This window comes from Coleofasciculus sp. G1-WW12-02 (assembly GCF_040219735.1).
Lineage (GTDB): Bacteria > Cyanobacteriota > Cyanobacteriia > Cyanobacteriales > Coleofasciculaceae > Coleofasciculus.
In genome coordinates, this window is record NZ_JAVJRX010000098.1 from 1 (window position 1) to 22,724 (window position 22,724).

General features: G+C 45.4%; 17 protein-coding genes. 9 read left to right on the forward strand and 8 right to left on the reverse strand.

Going from position 1 to position 22,724, the window contains the following annotated elements:
* The 3 genes from RID09_RS15610 to RID09_RS15620 all read right to left on the reverse strand — a co-directional run.
* On the reverse strand, window positions 1–132 hold a 132-nt coding region (locus RID09_RS15610; RefSeq protein WP_446336904.1), incomplete at its 3' end, for a cofactor assembly of complex C subunit B.
* A gap of 329 nt (window positions 133–461) precedes the next feature.
* The gene (locus RID09_RS15615) at window positions 462–815 is read right to left on the reverse strand and encodes a PadR family transcriptional regulator (RefSeq protein WP_446336905.1); all 354 of its coding nucleotides are present in this window, start codon (window positions 813–815) and stop codon (window positions 462–464) included.
* A 489-nt stretch (window positions 816–1,304) separates the two neighbouring features.
* On the reverse strand, window positions 1,305–1,766 hold the full coding sequence (locus tag RID09_RS15620; RefSeq protein ID WP_446336844.1) for a hypothetical protein: 462 nt from the start codon (window positions 1,764–1,766) through the stop codon (window positions 1,305–1,307).
* Window positions 1,767–2,035: 269 nt separating this feature from the next.
* Here RID09_RS15620 and RID09_RS15625 point away from each other — a divergent pair, with 269 nt between their 5' ends.
* The 6 genes from RID09_RS15625 (at window position 2,036) to rpsN (ending at window position 6,798) form a co-directional block, all read left to right on the forward strand.
* Complete coding sequence (locus RID09_RS15625; RefSeq protein ID WP_446336845.1) at window positions 2,036–2,605, forward strand: DUF3611 family protein; 570 nt, start codon at window positions 2,036–2,038, stop codon at window positions 2,603–2,605.
* A gap of 269 nt (window positions 2,606–2,874) precedes the next feature.
* Window positions 2,875–4,158 carry a serine--tRNA ligase gene (gene serS / locus RID09_RS15630; RefSeq protein WP_446336846.1) on the forward strand — a complete coding sequence of 428 codons (1,284 nt, stop codon included), beginning with the start codon at window positions 2,875–2,877 and terminating at the stop codon, window positions 4,156–4,158.
* Between the two features lie 142 nt (window positions 4,159–4,300).
* The gene (rseP, locus tag RID09_RS15635; RefSeq protein WP_446336847.1) at window positions 4,301–5,401 is read left to right on the forward strand and encodes an RIP metalloprotease RseP; all 1,101 of its coding nucleotides are present in this window, start codon (window positions 4,301–4,303) and stop codon (window positions 5,399–5,401) included.
* Between the two features lie 123 nt (window positions 5,402–5,524).
* A complete protein-coding gene (nth, locus tag RID09_RS15640; protein WP_446336848.1) occupies window positions 5,525–6,184 on the forward strand; it encodes an endonuclease III in 660 nt (219 codons plus the stop codon).
* Window positions 6,181–6,387: a hypothetical protein gene (locus tag RID09_RS15645; RefSeq protein WP_446336849.1), complete on the forward strand. Its 207-nt coding sequence runs from the start codon at window positions 6,181–6,183 to the stop codon at window positions 6,385–6,387. Before nth ends, RID09_RS15645 begins: the two co-directional genes overlap by 4 nt.
* 108 nt (window positions 6,388–6,495) lie before the next feature.
* A complete protein-coding gene (rpsN, locus tag RID09_RS15650; RefSeq protein WP_446336850.1) occupies window positions 6,496–6,798 on the forward strand; it encodes a 30S ribosomal protein S14 in 303 nt (100 codons plus the stop codon).
* 63 nt (window positions 6,799–6,861) lie between these two features.
* On the opposite strand, the gene RID09_RS15655 is transcribed toward rpsN, so the two are convergent.
* Window positions 6,862–7,191 carry a hypothetical protein gene (locus RID09_RS15655; protein WP_446336851.1) on the reverse strand — a complete coding sequence of 110 codons (330 nt, stop codon included), beginning with the start codon at window positions 7,189–7,191 and terminating at the stop codon, window positions 6,862–6,864.
* A 330-nt stretch (window positions 7,192–7,521) separates the two neighbouring features.
* Here RID09_RS15655 and aat point away from each other — a divergent pair, with 330 nt between their 5' ends.
* Both aat and RID09_RS15665 read left to right on the forward strand, forming a co-directional pair.
* Entirely contained in the window at window positions 7,522–8,109 is a 588-nt protein-coding gene (gene aat, locus RID09_RS15660; RefSeq protein WP_446336852.1) for a leucyl/phenylalanyl-tRNA--protein transferase, read from the forward strand.
* On the forward strand, window positions 8,090–8,278 hold the full coding sequence (locus RID09_RS15665) for a hypothetical protein (protein ID WP_446336853.1): 189 nt from the start codon (window positions 8,090–8,092) through the stop codon (window positions 8,276–8,278). The genes aat and RID09_RS15665 overlap by 20 nt, the downstream gene beginning before the upstream one ends.
* A gap of 212 nt (window positions 8,279–8,490) precedes the next feature.
* On the opposite strand, the gene RID09_RS15670 is transcribed toward RID09_RS15665, so the two are convergent.
* Window positions 8,491–10,638: a polyribonucleotide nucleotidyltransferase gene (locus RID09_RS15670; protein WP_446336854.1), complete on the reverse strand. Its 2,148-nt coding sequence runs from the start codon at window positions 10,636–10,638 to the stop codon at window positions 8,491–8,493.
* Between the two features lie 325 nt (window positions 10,639–10,963).
* Here RID09_RS15670 and RID09_RS15675 point away from each other — a divergent pair, with 325 nt between their 5' ends.
* Complete coding sequence (locus RID09_RS15675) at window positions 10,964–15,586, forward strand: SNF2-related protein (RefSeq protein WP_446336855.1); 4,623 nt, start codon at window positions 10,964–10,966, stop codon at window positions 15,584–15,586.
* A gap of 32 nt (window positions 15,587–15,618) precedes the next feature.
* On the opposite strand, the gene RID09_RS15680 is transcribed toward RID09_RS15675, so the two are convergent.
* From RID09_RS15680 to RID09_RS15690, 3 genes are all read right to left on the reverse strand, one after another.
* Complete coding sequence (locus RID09_RS15680; protein WP_446336856.1) at window positions 15,619–16,785, reverse strand: YbjN domain-containing protein; 1,167 nt, start codon at window positions 16,783–16,785, stop codon at window positions 15,619–15,621.
* 334 nt (window positions 16,786–17,119) lie between these two features.
* The gene (locus RID09_RS15685) at window positions 17,120–17,686 is read right to left on the reverse strand and encodes a hypothetical protein (RefSeq protein ID WP_446336857.1); all 567 of its coding nucleotides are present in this window, start codon (window positions 17,684–17,686) and stop codon (window positions 17,120–17,122) included.
* Between the two features lie 136 nt (window positions 17,687–17,822).
* Window positions 17,823–22,571 (reverse strand): hypothetical protein, encoded by a 4,749-nt coding sequence (locus RID09_RS15690; protein ID WP_446336858.1) that lies wholly within the window; start codon window positions 22,569–22,571, stop codon window positions 17,823–17,825.
* Window positions 22,572–22,724 lie beyond the last annotated feature (153 nt).

Genomic DNA, 22,724 nt, shown 5'->3' on the forward strand with positions numbered 1-22,724 from the left:
TGCTTCTGGTTCTTGGGCAATGAGTTGAACTTTTTGGGTTCGGTCTTTAACCGAAGCACGGATGAAAAAGAACAAGCCCACCGCTAACAACAGAGTTAGCAGGAATGTAGACGACAGAATGGGTGTACTCACTGATATTAATCTAAGCCAGGTATCCTTTGCTTACGACCTATACCTTTGTAAATGAGAATTGAAAGAATTTGTTCTCATTAGTGAATTATACCTTATGCCGAACTTGTTGTCAGAAAAAATCAAAACAAGTTTCGAGAGACTGGCAATTCATCTCACGCCTCCCTAGCGGGTAGGACGTGAGGCTTCTTGCCGAATTCAGATAACTCGTCTAGCCAAAGAACCAGACATGACAGCAGAAGCTGACCACCAGTTCACCTAATCAACCCGTGTTTGCACCGAATGGAGTCAGAGAAAGGTGGTAACTGATGGTGCAAGTCTGCCGCAATGTGCTATATTGCTTCTTTCTCCTGAGTAATATAGCCACGCCAAAACCCTGCTAGTTCGCGGGCTTTATCCCGCCAATCGCTAGAGATCTGATACATACGACGCGGGCGTCCTCGTCCTTCCACTTTTTTCCAATACCCAGTGATTGCCCCAGCTTCCTCCAGAAACTTGAGGGCGCTGTAAAGAACTGTATCAGACAGTCGATAGGTTGGGTATTCGTGTTCGAGTTGTTGGATCAAGTGGGTGCCATAGGATTCCCCTTCTATGAGGACAGACAACACATAACATACAGCTAATTCCTTGTTGAGATAGTTGGGAGGAGGGTCTTGAAAAAACTGATAGATATCCTCAAATTTCATCTGCATAGTCCGCTGAATATCCCAGTAAGTCAAATTGGCATGGGACAGTTTTCCTAAAACTAACCATGGTTTCAACACCCTGAAAATTTTCGGTGCAATGTATCGATGAATAACGAGCAATCTTAGCTTGCTCATTCCTCTGGTACTTTATAACCTCAAACTATTGAGGTCGTCTAATGCACTCGTTAGTTTGGTGACGGCAGATGCAACAACACTGAATAATCTCCATCAATTTTAGCCAAGTAATGGAGTGATTCTCCAAAAACATCTAGGCTTTCTAGTCCAGTTCAAGGGAAAATCGTCCCCTCAGTGTGAACCCGATTGCGCGATCGCATTGCCAGCATTAATAATTTCTACTAGCTTATGGAGCAATAGTCCGCAATATTTTGTTTTCAATTCCTTAACGTTTTCCCAAAAGGGGTTTCAGACCGTCCTTATTTCACTGATAAGAGATGCTACCCTATTCCGGAGGGGTCTGGGAAACGTTAGTTAAACACCCAGTTCTGGATTCGTATGCCAAACTTCTTTAATAATCTTACCCGTTTGATCGAAGTCAGCCTGGTAAGACATTGACCAAACCACCATCAGTCCTTGAGCGGACTTGGCAGTGATCTGAATTTGGGCTTTAACGGTGCGATCGCACCGATGCAGCTCCAGTACCTGAAAGTCTTTAATATCATACTGGCGGAAAAAGTCCTGCCAAGCTGAGTAGATGGATTGTCCCTGATACGTCTGATTTACATCAGGCACACTGTAGGAGCGCTTGAGGACAGCATGATCACTGTAGCCATAGATTAACAGATCGGGATTAGCCGTTGCGATCGCCTGCCAGTGTTCTTGAGCAGCAGATAGGGGATTAGCACTGACCTGAGTTTTATAGAAAGACAAGCTACAGACTAAAGCGATGGCACAAATGGCGTAGGATAAATGTTGTTTCCCAGTTGGTTCCATACGCTTCCTCCATGAGCTGACGTGATAATTACGTTCCCACCGTAGGGTTAAGGCAGGGCACACATACCTGCTCTCTCACAGACGCCTAACCTCCATTAAAAGTTCACGGAGGAATAACCGGGAAGTTAGGAAATATAAGTACATGAATTATGAAATTTTATCCGGAGTGGCAAACAGTCGTGGTAGTCAGCCTTTGGCTCAACAAATCACAGCTTCTTCGTTCTCCTGGTTAAATATGAAATAGGTGTCACTCACGGATTTGAGTCCCCATGCGAGAATTGCCCGATACTTCCTCACTCCCCACTCCCCTCCAGCGCATCGCCTTGGTGCTGCGTACCTTTGGCAGGATTGCCTTATGGGTACAATTAACCCTTGGTGTTGTTTCACTGGGGATTTTACTCACAGGAATCGCGGGTCGCACCATCGGACCGACAGAAGAAAAACAGGGTGTTGGGTTTGGCATATTTTTAGCAATATGTGGGTTAGTCACCTTGGGCGTAGGTGTCTACATTGCATGGCGCTATACTCGCATTTCCAAGCAACTGTTGACTGGTAATGTGGAAACACGACCCAGCAAAGCCGATACCCTCAAAACCATCAGGCTAGGATTAATTGTCAATATGGCGGGAATGTTATTGACGATTCTGGGCGCCCAAGCCATTATCGGCAGCATTGTGATCCGCTCGATTTCTCAACCTTCTGGCTTAACGGTTTATGATGCTAATCGATTCATTCGACCCTTAGACTTATTTCTGGTACAGGCGAATATCAACACCATTACTGCCCATTTCGCGGGAATCGCCATTGCCATTTGGCTGTTCAATCGCATTAATCGGTAATTTGTCATTTGTCATTTGTCACTTGTTAATTAGGAAGTCTCTTCCCCAGCTCCAAGAGGCGCCATGGCAGGTCTGGAAGATTGCTCCCCCAGCTCCCTCTGCTCCCCCAGCTCCCCCTGCTCCCCCAGCTCCCCCTACTCCCCCTGTTCCCCGCTTTCCGGAAATCATACCCTGTACTTTGGAACATAACTGTGCCAGATTGGTATTCTGGAAAATGGTAATTTCACCCAGATGCCCAAGGCAATTTTGCCCAGTATCCGTAAAAATCTGTGCTTGACCTAAAGCAAATCCGAGAAAATCCACAAAGCGTCCAAGAACGCCTAGAGCAACGCGGGGCGGGTCAGTATGACCTTCAGCCCATTTTGGACTTGAATCAGCGTCAAAGGGAGCTAGAGACCTCCCGTAGCCGCCTGCAAGCCCGCAGCAATGAGATTGGTAAACTCATCGGTCAAAAAATTAAAGCAGGGAGTCCCCCTGACGCGCCGGAAATCCAACAATTGCGAGAGGAAGGCAACCAGGTTAAAACCCAAATTAGTGAACTAGAACCTCAAGAAAAAGAACTCAAAGCAGAAATTGAGGCGCTATTACTCTCCCTACCCAATCTACCCAGTCCTTCAACTCCCATGGGTCGGAGTGAAGCGGAAAATGTCGAGGTGCGTCGTTGGGGTGACGAGTATATTCCCCAGAATGACAAGATTGTACCCCATTGGGAAATTGGCGAAACCCTGGGTATTCTCAATTTTGAGCGGGCGGTGAAAGTTGCCCAAAGCCGTTTTGTCAGTCTCATCGGCGCAGGTGCTGCCTTAGAGCGGGCGTTGATTAGTTTTATGCTAGATCGGCAAATTGCAGCCGGCTATGTGGAAGTTATACCACCGATGCTGATTAACAGCCGCTCATTAACGGCGACGGGTCAACTGCCAAAATTTGCCGAAGAAAGCTTCAAGTGCGACAGTGATGATCTGTGGCTTTTGCCTACGGCGGAAGTTCCCTTAACTAATCTTTACCGTGACGAAATCCTAGACGCCTCCCAACTCCCTATTTATCACTGTGCCTACACTCCCTGCTTTCGCCGAGAAGCCGGTAGCTATGGGCGAGATACCAAAGGATTGATTCGACTGCACCAGTTCAATAAAGTTGAGCTGGTCAAAATTGTTCATCCGAATACCTCGGAAGCCGAACATGAAAAGCTGGTTAAGGATGCAGCGGCAATTTTAGAGGCATTAAAACTCCCTTACCGGGTTATTGAACTCTGTACTGGGGATTTGGGATTCTCTGCCACAAAATGCTATGACCTGGAAGTGTGGTTACCTTCCTCGGGAAAATACAGGGAAATTTCGAGTTGTTCCAATTGCAGTGATTTCCAAGCGCGACGCGGTAGTCTACGCTTTAAGGAAGCGGGCAAAAAAGGGACTCAGTTTGTGCATACCTTAAATGGCTCAGGATTAGCCATTGGACGCACCCTATCGGCAATTTTAGAGAATTATCAGCAACCGAACGGTACAGTTAAAATACCAGAGGTTCTACACCCCTATATGGGACGTGAGGTGTTATGATCATTAACCCATCTTGGGCTTAAAGTCTAAAAACCCACAGCTTCTAAGAATCTATCGAGAGTATGGTTTGTGGACACTCAACAAGTATTGAAAGCCACAACGTACAATAGAAAGGACGCAAGCAATCGTTACATTACTTCTTATGTCAATTTTGGCGGCGATCGCAGTCTTAGCGGTTTTGATTGTGGTGCATGAGCTGGGTCACTTTATGGCAGCTCGTTTGCAGGGAATTTATGCCAATCGCTTTTCCCTGGGTTTTGGTCCAGTTCTGTGGAAATACCAAGGACCCGATACGGAATATGCGATACGTGCTTTCCCCCTAGGGGGATTTGTCGGTTTCCCCGATGATGACCCCGATAGCGAGATTCCCCCAGATGACCCAAATTTACTTCGCAATCGACCTGTTTTAGACCGAGCGATTGTAATTAGTGCTGGGGTAATTGCCAACCTGATCTTTGCTTACTTTCTACTGGTTGTGCAGATAGGAACGGTGGGGATTACTGACTTCAATTACCAACCCGGAGTAAGGGTTCCAGAAATTGCCGCAGAAAGTAGCTTAGTGGCAAAACAAGCGGGGATTAAACCAGGGGATGTTATTTTGGCGGTTGAGGATCAACCCTTGGGAGCCAGTCGGGATGCGATCATTACCCTGATGAGCGAAATTCAAAACTCCCCCAACCAACCCCTAGAACTTTTGATTAAACGGGGTCAAAAAACCCTTTCCCTGGACGTGACGCCAGAACGGGGCGATGATGGCAAAGGTAAAATTGGCGTGCAACTGGCACCTAATGGTGAGATAGTTCGCAAGTACGCTGACGGATTCTTAGAGATGTTTACGATTGCGGCTGACGAATACCAGCGCTTGAGTACTGAAATCGCCAAAGGTTTTGGTCAACTGATTAGCAACTTTAGTGAAACGGCTGAACAAGTATCCGGTCCAGTGGCGATTGTGGCAATTGGCGCGAATATTGCCCGTTCTGATGCAGGGAATCTGTTTCAGTTTGCCGCGTTGATTAGCATCAATTTGGCGATTATTAATATCTTGCCTTTACCCGCGCTGGATGGGGGTCAACTAGCATTTTTAGCGATTGAGGGAATTCGCGGTAAACCCATCCCCACAGAAGTTCAGCAAAATATTATGCAAACTGGGTTGGTTTTGCTTTTGGGGTTAGGCATTTTCTTGATTGTGCGGGATACGGCAAATTTAGTTCCCTCGAGTTGGGTGCAAAACTTGTTTCAGTGAAGATCGTCTTATGTCTTATGTATGGAGGGGCGGGTTTCACTATTATCGTTCCTTTTATCACCCAGATGCGACTAAACCCGCCCTGACTGTGTGAGAGAGTATTGAGGATGATCTAGTGGGAACATGAGCATCACCCGTAAATGGTCTGCTAAACAGCAACGCGCATTGGAGATTTTGATTCGCCTGAAGCGACTTTATCCAGATGCTCACTGTACGCTAAAGTATGACACCCCTGTACAGTTATTGGTGGCGACGATTCTGTCGGCACAATGTACAGATGAACGAGTGAATCAGGTGACACCGGAATTGTTTCGCCAATTTCCTAATGCTGTTGCGATCGCGCAGGCGGATATTGAGGTGCTCGAAGCCTTGGTGCGTCCGACTGGATTCTATCGCAATAAGGCGAAAAATATTCAAGGGGCTTGTCGGATGATTGTCACCGAGTTTGGCGGTCAGATTCCTCGACGTATCCAACTGCTGATTAAATTACCTGGTGTGGCTCGCAAAACTGCCAATGTTGTGCTAGCTAATGCCTTTGATATCCACGAGGGGGTGACGGTGGATACTCATGTCAAGCGCTTGACTCAGCGTCTGGGTTTGACGGAACATAGTGACCCGATTCGTATCGAACGCGATTTAATGCGACTCTTGCCTTTGGAAGACTGGGAAAATTGGTCAATCCGCCTAATTTACCATGGTCGGGCAATTTGTCAGGCGAAGAAGCCGAAGTGCGACGCTTGCGTATTGGCGGATTTATGTCCCAGCGCTAGGGTTGAGGGATGAAAGGTGGGGGAGCAGGGGGAGCAGGGGGAGCAGGGGGAGCAGGGGAAGCAGGGGAAGCAGGGGGAGCAGGGGGAGCAGGAGGAGCCGGGGTTGTAGAGGGAGCCGGGGGAGCCGGGGGAGCCGGGGTTGTAGAGACGTTCCGGTGGAACGTCTGGGAGCCGGGGAAGAGATTTTCTAATCAACAAAGGACGAATGACGAATGACCTCTGGATAGTTGTGAAGAAAGAATCCCCACGCCTTTAGACTGGGGAGGTCAAAAAATTCGATAAGATAGGAAACAGTGTCTTTATTTAGGGAAACGCCAAAGACTCATGGCTAAAAAATCAATGATTGAGCGCGAGAAAAAGCGCAAGAAGATGGTTGAGAAGTATGCGGCTAAGCGAACAGCGCTGAAAGAAGAGTTCGAGAATGCTTCCTCTCCGGCTGAGAAACTAGAGATTCACCGGAAAATCCAACAGTTACCCCGCAGTAGTGCGCCGAATCGGGTACGGAATCGCTGTTGGGTAACAGGGCGTCCCCGGGGCTACTATCGGGATTTTGGTCTATCTCGCCATGTACTGCGGGAATGGGCGCACAAAGGATTACTACCAGGGGTGGTTAAGTCGAGTTGGTAGATTTGGGTCATTGGTCAATCGTTCTTACCGAAAGACTTGGGACAAATGACCAATGACGCAGGACTAATTTCCACAGCAACGGTCAATACCCAGACTGTCTAGGAGCAAATCACTAACCGCGTTGGCGATCGCAAATTCACTATAAAAGCTTTCTCGGAAGTCGAAGGCTTGCATTTCGGTCACAATGGCAATCACCAAAGCACCAACATCGTTTTCGCCTTCTAATCGTTGGCGGACAAAGATTTGGGAGGCGCGATCGGCAATGTCCTGATTCGCTGGTTCTGGCAAAAATTCATGATCCAGCCAGTGAACCAAAGCGTCTCGCAACCATTTTCCTTCCTGCTGGGCATTTTCAGCAGGGGGAAGGGTAACGGGGGGAATAGGTTCAGCCATAAAAAGTAAAAAGCCAAAATGTTTATTTTCGGGATGGGAAAACTACCATTCTTGGAAAGGCATTTTTTAGCCAGAGTTGTGTTCGTCTGTAGTATTTTCTCTCCCTTATCTATACTTGCTTGTCTCCCTAATACAGTACGGTGAATCACAACTTGCTATTAAGCAAACATACATTGTTTAATTTGTCAACCTCAGAAGAGATGATGTGAGGGGCATCATTGAGAAATATTATTTTATTTTTAAGCATAGCGAAATTATGTCCGATCAGGGAAATTTTAAACTGAAATTTAGCGGTTCAAGAACAGGGACTCTAAATCGAGTTCGATCACTATGGAGTTAAATATTCCGACAATAATCCAAGGATATGCTCAAGGCTATTTTTTGATGGCGGATGAAACCCGATCATTAGGGTGGTACTCCAGTCGCCAGCGAGCAATCATTCCCTTAGACGAGCGGTTTCGCTATCCCAAATCGCTACAGCGGGTTTTAAATCAGAAGCGGTTTAGCACGGCAATTAACCGAGACTTTAAAGGCGTTGTTGCCGGTTGTGCCAATCGGGAAAGTACCTGGATTTCTGCGGAACTCCAGGAAATTTATTGGTTACTTTATCAGGAAGGTTGGGCGTATAGCTTTGAAACCTGGCAAGGAAATGAGCTAGCGGGTGGGGTTTTAGGGATTGTAATTGGCGGCGCGTTTATTGGCGAATCCATGTTTTACCGGATTCCGGAAGGCTCAAAGGTGGCGTTAGTTAAGTTAGTCGAGCGGTTGCGATCGCGCGGCTTTTTGTTGTTTGATGTTCAAATGATGAATCCTCACTTATCTCGCTTTGGCGCTTGTACGATAGAGGAGCAGGAATATCAGGTGCTACTGCGACAGGCGTTGCGACGGCGATGTTATTTTGATCGGATTCCGGTGTGAATTTTCAGGGTATCGAGAATCGGAAACAGGGAACCGGAATCGGTTATTTAATCAAGGAAAACAGCTAGAGGCGTTAATCGAAGGATTACGGGCGGGGATACCACTCAAGCCGGTGAATGAAGCTAAAGCGGATACATGGATAAAGGTTTTAACGGTACTGACTGGATAAGAGTTTTAGTCCATTTTAATGGACTTAAGCTGGATGCTGCTGACTTAAGGTTGGTGGGCAATGCCCACCCTACTCAAGTCAGAATCGAGCTGACTGGATAAAAGTTTTAGTCCATTTTAATGGACTTAAGCTTTCAGCCAAGAACTTGAGTTCTTGGCGGATGCTGCGGCTTGCTGACAATTGATTTAACGTTCAGCTAACTCCAAAACCATCTAAGTTGTCGCTGCTGCACGCGCTGCGGCTGCTTCATCGGGATGAATTCCCAAACGAGTCAGATTAATCCGACCTTTATTGTCAATTTCTCGCACTTTGACAATCACTTCATCGCCAACAGCAACCTCATCTTCCACCTTACCCACACGATAATCTGCCAGTTGGGAAATGTGAATCATTCCCTCTTTCCCTGGTAACACTTCCACAAACGCACCAATGGGAATAATCCGAGTCACGCGACCGGCATAAACATCCCCTTCTTCTAAGCGACGAGTCATCCCTTGAATCAGGGTAATGGCTTTCTTTGCCTTTTCTCCTTCAACAGCAGAAACCGTAATCGTGCCATCATCATCAATATCGATTTTGGCACCAGTTTGTTCCGTAATTCCTTTAATCGTCTTACCGCCAGGACCAATTACCAACCCAATCAAGTCAGGATCAATCTTCATCGTCAGCAAGCGTGGGGCAAAAGTAGAAAGATCGGGGCGGGGTTTGTCAATCACCGCTAGCATCTTTTCTAAAATGTGCAGTCGCGCCGGTTTAGCTTGTTCAATCGCTTTGGCAATGGTTTCCATGGGCAGACCGGTGATTTTCATGTCCATTTGTAAGGCAGTAATCCCAGTATCTGTTCCCGCGACTTTAAAGTCCATATCGCCCAAAAAGTCTTCAATCCCTTGAATATCTGTGAGAATCCGGACTTCCGTGCCTTCTTTAATCAATCCCATCGCCGCACCACTGACGGGTTTGGTAATCGGAACCCCTGCATCCATTAAAGCTAGAGTCGATCCACAAACCGAACCCATCGAGGTTGAACCATTGGACGAGAGCACCTCCGATACCACCCGAATCACATAAGGAAACTCATTTTGCGGCGGTAATATGGGAATAATCGCCCGTTCCGCTAACGCCCCATGACCGATTTCCCGGCGTCCCGGCGATCGCATGGGTTTGGTTTCCCCCACGGAAAAGGGCGGGAAGTTATAGTGGTGCAGGTAACGCTTCTCTTCTTCTGGATTGAGATCATCCAACATTTGAGCATCCCCAGGCGTTCCCAAGGTCACCGTAGACAGCACTTGAGTCAAGCCTCGGTTAAATAAACCACTCCCATGGACACGGGCGGGTAATAAACCCACCTTACAAGACACCGGACGTACCTCATCCAGTTTACGCCCATCAACACGCACACCGTCTTCGACAATTTGCGATCGCATCAGCTTCTTGGTCAAGCCTTTGAACACACTGCTGAGCAATTGAGAATCAGCGGCGGCGACGCGCAAGGGGTCATCTTCTGGACGTTGTGCGATCGCACTCAGAATTTCCTTTTCCTTAATCTCGTCCAAGGCTTCGTCGCGACCGTGCTTATCTAAGTCAAACTGAGACAATACCTGCTTAATCTGTTTCGTGGCGCGATCGCGGATAAACTCTTCCAGTTCCGATGAGGTTTCTGGCGCTTGTACTTGGGTCATCTCAATCCCCAACTCTTTGAGCAGGTTTTGCTGAGCTGCAATTAAATCCTGCACCGCTTCGTAGCCAAATTCAATCGCCTCAATAATATCCCGTTCTGGCAGTTGATTCGCCCCGGCTTCCACCATAATCACGCCTTGGGGAGAACCCGCGACCACCAAATCTAGATCACCGTTGTCGATTTCGCGGTAAGTTGGATTAATAATGAAATCATCTCCAACTAGCCCCACCCGTACTGCTGCCATGGGACCATAGAATGGAATTTTCGCTTGCAGTACCGCTACTGATGCCCCAGTTACCGCCAACACATCCGGTGGCACTTGTTCATCCATGGACAAGGTTGTTGCTACGATCTGAATATCATCGCGCAGCCAACTGGGAAACAAGGGGCGCAACGGGCGGTCAATCAGACGGCTGGTAAGTGTTACTTTTTCCGGAGGACGCCCTTCTCGCCGCAGAAAGCCACCTGGAATTCGACCGGCTGCATACAGTCTTTCCTCGTAGTCCACTAATAAGGGGAGAAAATCGATGCCTTCTCGACCCGCTGAGCGAGTCGCCGTGACTAAAACCGCTGTATCTCCTGATTCAATTAGTACAGTTCCCCCAGCTTGGGGTGCTAGTAGACCGACTCTTAGCCGAATATCCCGTCCATCAAAGGATATTGATTTGTCTAACTCTACCATTTGGTTCGTTACCCTTCTCTGTTTATCATGTTTTTTTCTCTGTCGCAATCCTAGCATTTATGGAATAATGCTGCTTTGATAAGGGTTTTGAGTTTTGAATTTTGAGTTTTGAATGTCCCAGATGTGCCATAGCCCGTCTGAGTTTTGAGTTCAGTAGGGGAGGGTTTCACTATTATCGTTTTTTCCCTCACAAGAGATTCGACTAAACCCGCCCTGACTGAGTGCGAGAGTGGTGAGTGCGAGAATTGCTGCCTCACACCCATCCTTTAAAATTGGACAAGTAGCAATTGATAGTATTGGATTCTATTTTCATTTTTCTATAAACATGGCAATTTTACATGGTAGTTGGATTACTCGCGAATCTAATAATTATTTATTTATTTGGGGAGAACGGTGGCGTCCTTTAGCCTCCGTGGACTCTGCTGCCAAGAATCAGATTATGCCCCATCCCTTTGGGATGACACAGGCGGAGTTAAGGGAATTTTTACGCGATCGCAGCCTAACCATTCCTGAACCAGAAACGGGAAAAAGCCAAGCCGACGCTGAGAGTGCGATCGCTTCTTGGCAAACCCACCTGCTAGTTTTACCCACTCACCCCACAGCTTCTAAGACATCAGCCTACCCGCTTCTTTCTGCCCAACTCCCCCCTACAGACGAGACAGACTCCTCATCCCTAGAACTGCAAAAATGGTCTGTCAGTGGATACCGTCTCACCCCCTCAGCCGCCCTACCCTTTCTTCAATCTCTACCCTTAGGAGGATTCAACGTCTCCGATAATTACGTCGGATCAGACTTACGGTTTTGGACTCATGTCTATCGCTGGAGTTTAGACTTACTAACTCGGTGTAAATTTGTACCAGGACTCTATCGTCAGCCCAACGACGAAGCCATCGCTTACTGGCAACCCCTCCTCGACAGTGCTACCGATCAAACTCGCTTAGCCGAGTTTACCCAATCCATGCCCTTAGCTTGTCAAGCGTATGAGGATAATGTAGAGACGTTGCATGCAACGTCTCTACATCCCCAATCCCTAATTCTGAACTTTTTACGAGATGCCATTAATACTCAGGTGAAAAATTGGGTAGAGTCGCTATCACCCCCAACCGCTACCTCACCCCTACCCGAATGGCTGCAAGCCCTCTGTAGCGACAAGGATAGCCTAGAAGTCGAACCGATGGCGATCGCACGTTTGGATACTGCATTGTCCACTTGGACAACATCTATCCAACAGCACCTGGTTACCCCCACCACCCAAGATTTAACCCAAAATCTCTTTCGCACATGCTTAGTATTACAACCCCCTGAACCCGATGAAACAAACTGGCGGCTTGACTATTGCTTGCAAGCCATGGATGATGCTGACTTATTAGTCGATGCCAAAACAATTTGGCGGCATCCTGTCGAACAATTAGACTATCACGGGCGAACCATTGAACAGCCCCAGGAAACCTTACTTAAAGGATTAGGGTTAGCCTCTCGCCTCTATCCCCCCCTAGAAGCCAGCTTACACGAACGCTGTCCCCAGTTTTGTGAACTCAACCCCGTCCAAGTATATGAATTTATCAAAGCCAGTGCATGGCGACTGCAAGACAGTGGCTTGGGCATTATCTTACCCCCAGGATTAGCCCCCGGATCAGGGGAAAAACGCCTCGGTATTAGTATTACCGCAGAAGCGCCTAAATCGAAGAAAGAGGAACGTTTGGGTTTACAAAGCCTGCTTAAATTTAAGTGGGATTTGGCAATTGGTGATACTAAACTCTCCAAATCAGAATTCCAGCGCCTGATGTCACTCAAATCCCCGTTAGTTGAAGTCAATGGGGAATGGATTGCTCTACAACCTGCGGATGCGCGGGCGGCGCACACCATTCTGACAGCATCAAAGGAAGATATGAGTCTGTCAGTAGAAGACGCCTTGCGACTGGCGACAGGAGATACCAAAACATTAGGAAAACTGCCTGTTGTTCACTTTGAAGCATCCGGGGCGCTGCAAGAATTAATTACCAATCTCACCGGAAATCGCACGATTGAACCGATTGAAGTTCCCCAAGACTTTAACGGCACATTACGCCCGTATCAACTCCGAGGAGCCAGTTGGCTTGCATTTTTGGAACGCTGGGGCTTAGGTGCTTGTTTAGCGGACGATATGGGATTGGGAAAATGCATCGCGCCTAGTACATTAATTTCCGTCAATGGAACAGTTATCCAAGCTGAAGATATTTGGAAACAGTATGCAACAGAAGCGGAATTTGATGGGGAGGGATTTTGGAGTCAGCCAACAGAGTCGTTACTGATTAATGCCATTGACTCACAAACCCATAAAATGACCACTGCTCCCATTCAGCGTCTCTATCGCCAGCGAGTGCAGGAAAAACTACGCACCGTCAAGCTTAAAGATGGAAGCCAAATTACGATTACCTATCGTCATAAACTCTTAACCAATCACGGTTGGACGACTAATTTTCAGGTGGGGGATTACGTCTGTGTACCTGCCAAAATGATTTGGCAGGGGCAACCCGAAGATCCGGATTTGGTCAAGTTTATGGCTTGGCAAATTGCCGAAGGATGTGAGCAATCGGATCGAGCAAGGGTCAACATTTCGCACAAAGACAAAGACTGTTTACAAGACTTACTCCAGATCTTCAAAAAAATCGGTCAGCGGTACAACATAAAAATCAATAACCCTAGCATTTGTACCTACCCGAATCGAGTGCCAGATCTGCGAATCGATAGCCAAGCCTACCGAGAATTCTTACAAACCAAAGGATACAGTTGGGGGATGCGATCCGATAGTAAATCTATCCCAGATTTTATTATGCAGGCAGATCTAGATACGGTGAAGATCTTCCTCCAAAACTATTTCGATGCGGAAGCGTCTGTTATTTCTCAGATGCGGAGTATTGAAATCAGTACAGCTTCCCCTTTACTGATTCAACAACTCTCTGTATTACTACGGCGCTTGGGAATTTGGTTGCAGATTACACCACAACACAAACGAGAAACCAATGGCAAATCTCTTCTTCACGCTGACTCTAACGATTCCCAAACCGATGAAGTACAGATGACCGTAGGGACACCATCCTTGCGCCCTGACCAATCTACTATATCAGACAGAAAATCCGTATATATTTGTACAATTGGTGGAAATTCAGTACGTCGATTATTACAAGTAATTGGATTTAATTGTCCAGAAAAACAGCGGAAACTGGAAGAAATCTGTAAACCAGAAACCTGGCGACTGGAAGTCGCAGCTACACAAACAAAGTCCGCCTACGCGGACTGGATTATAGAGGTAGATAACCAGAATTTAGTCTCACAACCCTTTTCACGGGCTAGTCGAGAACGAGTGATATCAAGTCTTTCTGAACAGTTCTCATTGACTTCTACCTTGCCACCTTCCTCCTTACCTTCTGCCTTCTGCCCTCTGCCCTCTGCCTTCAAAAAGCTTTCTGCTTTATTCTCATCAGAATACTTACAAAATATCCTGGATCAAGACGTTTTCTACTGTCAGATTCAGGACATCGAGGATATCGACTATGAGGGATGGGTGTATGATTTTGAAGTCAGCCACCATCACAACTTTGTGGCAAATAACATTCTTTGTCATAACACAATTCAAACCATTGCCTTTCTGCTTCATTTAAAAGAACAAGATGTTCTGGAATCGCCTACATTATTGGTGTGTCCCACATCGGTACTGGGGAACTGGGAACGGGAAGTGAAAAAATTTGCTCCTACTCTCAAAGCCATGGTTCACCACGGTGATAAACGGTCAAAAGGCAAGACATTTGCTAAAGCGGTTAAGAATCAGGATTTAGTGATTACCAGTTATCCATTGGTGTATCGAGATGCCACAACTCTAGAAGCTGTATCTTGGCAAGGTGTCGTATTAGATGAAGCGCAGAATATCAAAAATCCAGGGGCGAAACAGTCGCAAGCCGTGCGAAAACTCCCGACGGAATTTCGCATTGCCTTAACGGGGACACCTGTGGAGAATCGATTGTCGGAGTTGTGGTCAATTTTAGATTTTCTCAATCCCCAATATTTAGGCGATCGCCAATTTTTCCAGCGGCGGTTTGCTATGCCGATTGAGAAGTTTGGCGACAGGGATTCGTTGCAAACTTTGCGATCGTTAGTGCAACCTTTTATTCTTCGCCGTCTGAAAACCGATAAGACGATTATTCAGGATTTACCGGAAAAACAGGAGATGACGGTATTCTGTGGACTTGCAGCAGAACAGGCAACCCTTTATCAGAAATTGGTGGATGAATCATTGGTAGAAATTGAAGCGGCAGAGGGAATTAAGCGCAAAGGGTTAATTTTAACCTTGCTGATGCGACTCAAGCAAGTCTGTAATCATCCTGCCCAATTATTAAAAGAGAAAACCTTAAAAGATGCTAAGCGTTCTGGGAAATTACTGCGTTTACAGGAAATGTTAGACGAAGCAATTTCTGAAGGCGATCGCGCTTTAATTTTCACCCAGTTTGCTGAATGGGGTAAGCTGTTGCAACCTTATTTGGCAAAACAATTTGATCAGGAAATCTTGTTCCTCTATGGCGCAACCCGCAAGAATCAACGAGAGGAAATGATTGACCGTTTTCAAAATGACCCCGAAGGACCCCCGATTCTGATTCTTTCATTAAAAGCGGGGGGAACTGGACTGAATCTGACCCGGGCGAATCATGTTTTTCACATCGATCGCTGGTGGAATCCGGCGGTGGAGAATCAGGCGACAGATCGGGCGTTTAGAATTGGTCAAACTCGTAATGTGCAGGTGCATAAGTTTGTCTGTACAGGGACGTTGGAAGAACGGATTAATGACATGATTGAAAGTAAGAAGCAGTTGGCAGAACAGACAGTAGAAGCGGGTGAAAACTGGGTCACGGATATGGATACTGATCAGTTGAGATCGCTGCTATTGCTTGACCGCACAGCGGTAATTGATGAGTAGGAGAGGTGTGCGATCGCGCGTTGTCGGATAAGTCAGGATTCGATTTGTGCGATCGCGTCTTCTGGTGATGTTTTGCTAGAAATCACGGCTTCAATACCCGGAAGGTATTGATCCATAGTTAAGACATTGGTGTAAACCAACTGTTTCAATGTTTCTTCAGTCAGGAAGCTATCCTTAATATCAATGCTAGTTTTGTAGCGAATTTCACCTGTGTTGAAGTCTAGTTCAAAGTTACCGATAATCATGCCAAAGTTAGCGCGACAAACAAACTCTCCTAACTGCTTGCGCTTCTTCGGAGGAACTTTAACTGGACAGAGGGAATAAAAAACAAATTGTTTCTGTGCTTCTCTGGCTCTAGCATAGCAGTTAAACTGACCATTTTTCCCTTGAAATAGGAGATGCAACGTTGAGTTATCTAGCTGCTTAAATGCCCATTCTTCTTTTTGAAAGAAACTGACCATCACCTGAAAAATAGTCCTTTCTGAAGCAACTTCTTCGCTTATCTCAGAAATACTTTCAGCTAGTTCTGCAAAGGCATTTGTCATTTCCTCGACAGTTTCCGAAACCATCTCCTGAGTCATTTCCGAAATGCTGTCAGTTATCTCGGCAAAGTTTTGGCTCATTTCCTCCACTGCTTCTTTTACAGCATCTGCAGTAACTCCTGAACCGTTATTGTTAGCCCACTCCTGGGCAAAGTTAAGCATAGCTTCATTCATTTTTTCAGGCTCAATGCCGTTAGCAGTAATATCGGCAGGGTTAAGATAATACCAGAGAGTACGATAGCCAGTAGTCTTTTGGCTGACTTCTGTAGCGTACCAGCTATGCACGCAGAGGAGAGGATGATTAGGTTGTTCCTGGCTGAGGTGTTGAAGGTAGGTTGCGACTTGTTCTGGAGTGGTAGAATTTGCAGCTATCTCCGGTAGCAAAACCGGGTCTAAAGTTGCTTTGATTGTAATATCAGTTACGGCTTGAAAAGCACCATTTGAGAAAGGACTCCAGATTTCTGGTTTGAGGTTGAATAAGGCTTTGTTATCAATGTGATGATAAATTTCTGGACTAACCTGGAAAGTTAAATAGCAGCTAAAAATTTCTTCATCTTGTTTTGTTAATGTAGAGTCTGAAACAATTATGCCAATAATTATCTTTGAAGTTTCCCAAAAAGATAACTCGTAGCTAGTTTTAGAGCGTTCTGTTTTCATTTTCGATATACCTTATACCAGAATGTTGAAATTATTTTTGGAAAGTTAAGCAGCTAAACACAATTATTTACACATATAGAGAGATCTTTGAGAATAGCTGCTTCAGCCTCTTCAATGGTTAATTTATTCGACATAACTGCTTATAGCGTTTACATTTGAGAAAACTAAGACGTTCGACTTTTACGCTTTGGTATGAGCTGTAATCCCTGACAGTTCAGCATTCCAAGTCAGATTTACTAACCTGAAAAAAAACTCCAAGGTATTTTTATGTATCATTTGAAAACGCTATATTAACAAAGGTATCTGGTCATTTATTTTTTTATATATTATGGCTCTATCCTTCTGGAAAAAGTCTATTTATAACACTTTTATTGTTTATTTTATCCCAAACTAATTTACTATAGCTGCTGTAATTAGGTTGAGCTATTTTATTGTCTATCCATTCAATAAAAGAACTTTTTCCGTTTATTTTAATACCAAAAGTATGCGTAGGGTCTAAAAATATTTTATCTTTACTGCCAATATTTAGTTGAACACATTTAAACACTCCTTCGTCTATATCAATTTCTTGATCTAAAAGAAATTCTATAGATGTTATCTCGTTAGTTCCATAAGGATCAAATAAATACATATCTGAAATTGAACTTATACAATATTCATCCCCTTCTTCTATTTTAAAATCAAAAACTATTTTATCTACAACTTCCATTTTTAATTTGTCATATTGGTTTATTGACGAACATCTTATAAAATAAGGTTCAAATTCTAAATATAGTTCTGTTTGTATAATATTAAACATCTTAACATCAATATCATTATCATGATCAATGAAACCAACAGTGATAATATCTGTAAGGGGGGAAGATTTAATTAGACTAATTATTTGATCCAACTGACTCATATTTTACCAACTCACTTCAACAGTTACAATTATGAACAGCCATAGTATTTCTGTTTTTGGAATGAACTACATTCGTCGTTCATTCTGAGTTCGCCGTTCATTCTGAAATTCTATAATTGAAATTGATAGCCTTCTTTTAAGGTGTGGCTATCATAAAGGAATCTAGCTGTAAGTCCATACCTTTTCCTGTTTCCAATAAAGTCACCCACTCGCCATTACGCTTAAAAACAGCAGTAAGTCCTTCACCTCGATAAACCATTAAGTAATCACCCCCTTTTTGTAACGTGCTAAGCCCAGTATACTTCATCCTGCCAGAACTTATCATTCCACTTAAGTCATTAACAAATTCATCAGCGTGTGTTTTGTACTTCGGATATTGTTTATTCAGTACGTTTTCCAAGAGATCTTTATGTCTGATAAAATGCTGTTTGAAGTTTTTACCTTTCGTTAAACTACTTCCAGGAAGACCTTGGACAATATCCGGTACATCATCCCCAATAAACTTACCTTTTTTACCAACAGAAGTTGTGATTTCGTCGCCGAGGTCTGTTCCTGAAGGTATATCTGAAGCATCTACCTCAACAATGTTACCAGTTGCTAAGACTATCCAAGGATTAATCAATCCTTCAAGTTTAAATCTTCGATTCTTAACCCGAATACGGAAAGCCTTAAACCGCATCTTTTTCAACAGTCCCTGACCTAAATCCTGGAGACGTTTAAACTGTTTACCAATACCACTTCCAGCAATTCCCTTAAACAGGACTTTACCTTTCTGAATCAGGTACTTCGCACCCTTAATAACTGCTTGCGTGATCTTCTTGGCAACTTGAATACCTCCTTTAGCTAATGCCTTCGCACCTTTAGCCGCCGCCTTCGCACCCTTAAGGGCTGCTCCACCAACTTTGAAGGTCAACCAGGACACTAATTCAATCGCTCCTGCGGCTAAACCTTTGGCTAAACTCTTACCTCCGGGTTGAATTTCTCCTTCCCAACCCTTAGCCAGATAGTCGCGGATATGACCCCCAATTTGAGCAATGGTTACTCCAGCAAATAAGGGAGCAACGACAGCCATGATGGTTGGTAAAGCAGCAGTGATGGCTCCACCTGTAACGATATTTGCCGCAATGAATCCCGCCACCCCTAACACTCCTGCACCCAAAACGATGGGCCAATTATCTGACCACCACTGACTAATCCCTTGCTTCATCATCTCCCACTTGATTTCTGCTCGCTGTTTCGGAGCAAGTCCATCATCGGGAATAGTCTCTGGGGCTGGTTCTCCTCCCTCCTGCTTTTGTCCAGTAGCTTCGCCCATAATCGCTTCCAGTGAGCGACTCTCATCATTAGATTCACCCAGCATGACTTCCCCATCACCATTGGTTTGTTCCATTAACTGGGTAACTAACTCAGGGGAGAGTTCCATATTGTTTTCTACGCCATCAACGCCAACATTTTGAGTCGTCCAAGGGGGACTCGGTAACTCCGATGCTTCACCCCCTTGCGCCGTACTTTCTCCTTGTTGGTTGGATAAACTAATACCCATGGCGGCGGCTTGGGATAATTCTTGGGGTGAGAGCGGTTGGTCAAGATTTCCGCCCAACAGTTCCTCTAAAGCCGCCGTTTCAAATTGGGCTGGTGCTGTCTTAGCCGCTTCCACCAGGTTGCCAATGCGTTTAAATAGTTCAGCAAACTCGCCGTTAATAATCATGCCAATAACGGTGAGAGCGCCGTTGTAAATATCTTGGATGAGACCCAACAGAGAGTCTAAGGTATTGGCAAGGAAATCGAGAACCGCAGAAATTCCTTTCTTTAATAAGTCAGCCGCCGCATTAACCGCTTTCTCTGCTTTTTTAACTGCTTGGTCAATCTTGGCATTGATTTTCTTAGCTATCTCTGGAAATGCAGCAAAGGCAACTTTAACTAACCCTTTAAGAATCTCACCGAAGCCTTTGATTAACCCCACAATTGCCTGACGCGCTAAATCAATAGCTGCTGTCGCTAGTTTTTTGGCGGCATCAAAAATTGCCTTAACTGCTTTGCGAAGGTTATCATAGATAAAATTAACGGCTTGTTTAATGCCATCGATAAAGGCTTTGGCTTTGGATTTAACCCAACCCCAGAAACCGCCTGATTCTTTTTCGCCTTCTTCTTTCTTCTTATTAGCGTCTTTGTCAGCTTTCTGTTTTTCTTGTTCAGCTTCCTTCTCGGCATCTTCTAAATGTTGGGCAGCTTTCTCCTCTCCCTTGAGCTTTTCGGTGTCAATTTTATCTCGCTTTTCCTGACTGGCTTGACTGGCTTTTTCCTGATAGTCCTGATCAACGGTATCGAGTTCTGTTCGCCACTCCTGTCTGGCTTGAGTGATTTCTGCCTTTGCTTGTTCCTGTTCGGCTATTTGTTTCTGTTTCGTTTGTTCATCTAAACCAGCAATTTCCTGGTCAGCATCTGCTCTAGCTTGGGCTGTATCCGTATCAAACTTGTCTTTACCTGCCTGATATTTCTCCTGTTCAGTACCAATTTTTTCTCTCAGAAAAGGTGTCAGGGATTGATTTAGTCCACCTGTGGCTTCTCCTGGCAAAGCCGGGGCTTCAAGTCCTTGAATTGTCGGCGGTGCAATTGCAGAAAGTTCTTTGTTTACTTTGAGGGTTTCATTACTGGCTTTGGGAAAAATGCTATTCTCACCAAAGTCTTGATTCGTGTCAGCAACGGCTTGGGCTTTCGCGATTTGTACCTCTTGATTCGATTGTGTCTGAGTGGACTGGATTTGAGCTGGATTCGCTTCCCCATTTAAATCCACATTGGGACGTTCTCCAGCACTGGTGGTAATTTGACTGGTGTTCATCTGGACACTAGACAAAGCTTGTTGAGCTCTGCGGCTCAGGGCTTCATCATTCTGTCCTTCTTCTTGAACATTACCACCAGCGAGTTGGGTTGGTGCAGGTGGTGGAGCAGGTGGAGCTTCTGGTACTTGGGTATCATATTTAGCTTCGGGTTGAGCTGAACCTTCAGCTTTCACTTCAACCTTCGGCTCTCCTTTTGATTGAGCGGCTTTTGTTGCGGCTTTCTCTGCTGTTTGAGTAGCTTCTGTTCCTTGAGCAGGTAATCCAGTCGGTGCTGGAATTTCTGGTATCGTTTCCTGTACGTTTTGTTTTTGTTTTTCTAGTGCTGGAACTGAAGCGGCTTCGGCTTGAGCGTAAGCGGCAACAGCTTGAGTCGGTGGCGTATTTTTTAGCTGTTCGATAATCTGAGCGGGATCTTCCGCCGTAATCGTAACAGCTTCTTGGGGGGCTGATGCCGCTCCTTTTCCCCCTGTACCTCCACCCAAACCAGCGTCTTGACTTTGGGGAGTCATCGCGGTTGGCGGTGTTGGGGCATTACCCATACTTCCACCTGTCCCAGTTTCAGCTTGGCTTTCTACTGGAGTTTCTACTTTTTGTTGAGGCTGTTCCTTTGTCTTTGTTTCAGGTGGCTGGTTTTCCTTGGCAGCTTCTGAATCTACCTGAGTTTGGGGTATTTGCTGTTCTTTGATCGAGGTCAATTGCAGCGGATTATCTTCCAGCTTTTTTGCCTCTAGCGATTCGGGTTTTACTTGTCCTTGTTGTAATGATAGTTGTTGTTTATCTGATGAAAATTCGGGACTCTTATCCGATAAACTCTTAGGTTTTAGAGTATCAAGTTCTTGCTGATCTTGCTCCGACTCATTCTCCTGTTGTGGGGATTGTCCACTACCGCTCTTCCGTTGAATGGATTGTTTGAAAGACGATGTAGCCGTGGCGTCAGAAGGTTGTGACTGTGTTTTTGTCTGAACAGTTTCTTCCCCTGATTCTTGGAGCGGCTGGTTTTGGATGTGTTCTTCATCCTCGGTATTGTCCTGACGTTGAACCTTTTGAGCTGGTGACTGATTCAATACAGGATTAACTGGCTTAGTCGGTGACTCAATTCGCTGGGATTTAAAAGTATTGAGTCGATTTAATCCGGGGTTAGGGGTGGGTTTTATTGGTTGGATAACCTGATTCGACAACCTGCCAAAATTAACCTGTCTGGGGATCGAGGATGACGGTGTACCTGGAACGTTGACCGGAATTTCGAGAAAATTATGATACTCTTCTGATTTTTCAGTTTGTTGAGCGGGTGTATCTGAGGGTTCGGATTGGCGTTGAACCGTTTGAGACTCACTCGATGATATCTCGTCTTCTTCAGCCTCTGGTATCTGACGTTGGATGGTTTCATCCGATTCCTGCGCCTCTTGTTCAACTTCTGGCTCAACCTTTTCCTCGTTTTCAACGGGCTGCTGTTGAATCGAATTGCCTAATCCTCTGAAGTTTACCTGTCTTTGTATAGAGGATGGCGATGTACCCGGAGCATTAACAGGGAGTTCTAGAAAATTACGAGAAGGTTGTTCGGCTTTCGCTTGAATGTCGGCTTCTTCTTCTGGGTTATCAATGCTATCTGTATCAGATTCAGGTATTGCCTCGGCTTCACTATCGGGTATTTCCTGACGCTGGATACTACTATCTGCTGCGGAAGCATCTGAGGCTTCGCCAAAAGCAAGATCCTCTGGCTTTTTCGTCTCGTCTTGAACGTCTGACACATCCGCCTGAATCTCTACAGCATCAGTAGTGGGTTTCTGGTTCGTGATCTCACCAGGTTTTGACTGAATCGGATTCGCGGCTACTGTGGGAGCAGGTGCTTTAATCGGAATTTTCTGGGAGTTATAACCTAACTGGGAGATTTGCTCGGCTTGTTGTTTGAGTTGTAGTTTTTCCTTTTGTGATAATGGCGGTGGTAATGCTTTGACATGACGCCTCTGTATCTTGAATGGATTCTGCACAGGTGTCGAATTGGGCTTAATGAAGCCTTTTTTCCAGAGGTGTTCGTGAGAAGACATTGCCGAGTGCCTCAACGATCGCAGTAATTCTGCTTCAGAATCATTCTATTTTACCTGCTTAGTGCTGGAAATTGATTAAATTGTGAACGTCAAAATCTCGATTATTGGTTCACGCCGAGGCGTGAACCAATAATTCGCACCTTGTACCGCGCT

Excerpts from the sequence above, each read along its gene's own strand:
- RID09_RS15615 (WP_446336905.1), bottom strand. The coding sequence starts at position 815 with ATGAAATTTGAGGATATCTATCAGTTTTTTCAAGACCCTCCTCCCAAC.
- RID09_RS15620 (WP_446336844.1), bottom strand. The coding sequence starts at position 1,766 with ATGGAACCAACTGGGAAACAACATTTATCCTACGCCATTTGTGCCATC.
- RID09_RS15625 (WP_446336845.1), top strand. The coding sequence starts at position 2,036 with ATGCGAGAATTGCCCGATACTTCCTCACTCCCCACTCCCCTCCAGCGC.
- rseP (WP_446336847.1), top strand. The coding sequence starts at position 4,301 with ATGTCAATTTTGGCGGCGATCGCAGTCTTAGCGGTTTTGATTGTGGTG.
- nth (WP_446336848.1), top strand. The coding sequence starts at position 5,525 with ATGAGCATCACCCGTAAATGGTCTGCTAAACAGCAACGCGCATTGGAG.
- RID09_RS15645 (WP_446336849.1), top strand. The coding sequence starts at position 6,181 with ATGAAAGGTGGGGGAGCAGGGGGAGCAGGGGGAGCAGGGGGAGCAGGG.
- rpsN (WP_446336850.1), top strand. The coding sequence starts at position 6,496 with ATGGCTAAAAAATCAATGATTGAGCGCGAGAAAAAGCGCAAGAAGATG.
- RID09_RS15655 (WP_446336851.1), bottom strand. The coding sequence starts at position 7,191 with ATGGCTGAACCTATTCCCCCCGTTACCCTTCCCCCTGCTGAAAATGCC.
- aat (WP_446336852.1), top strand. The coding sequence starts at position 7,522 with ATGGAGTTAAATATTCCGACAATAATCCAAGGATATGCTCAAGGCTAT.
- RID09_RS15670 (WP_446336854.1), bottom strand. The coding sequence starts at position 10,638 with ATGGTAGAGTTAGACAAATCAATATCCTTTGATGGACGGGATATTCGG.
- RID09_RS15675 (WP_446336855.1), top strand. The coding sequence starts at position 10,964 with ATGGCAATTTTACATGGTAGTTGGATTACTCGCGAATCTAATAATTAT.
- RID09_RS15680 (WP_446336856.1), bottom strand. The coding sequence starts at position 16,785 with ATGAAAACAGAACGCTCTAAAACTAGCTACGAGTTATCTTTTTGGGAA.
- RID09_RS15685 (WP_446336857.1), bottom strand. The coding sequence starts at position 17,686 with ATGAGTCAGTTGGATCAAATAATTAGTCTAATTAAATCTTCCCCCCTT.
- RID09_RS15690 (WP_446336858.1), bottom strand. The coding sequence starts at position 22,571 with ATGTCTTCTCACGAACACCTCTGGAAAAAAGGCTTCATTAAGCCCAAT.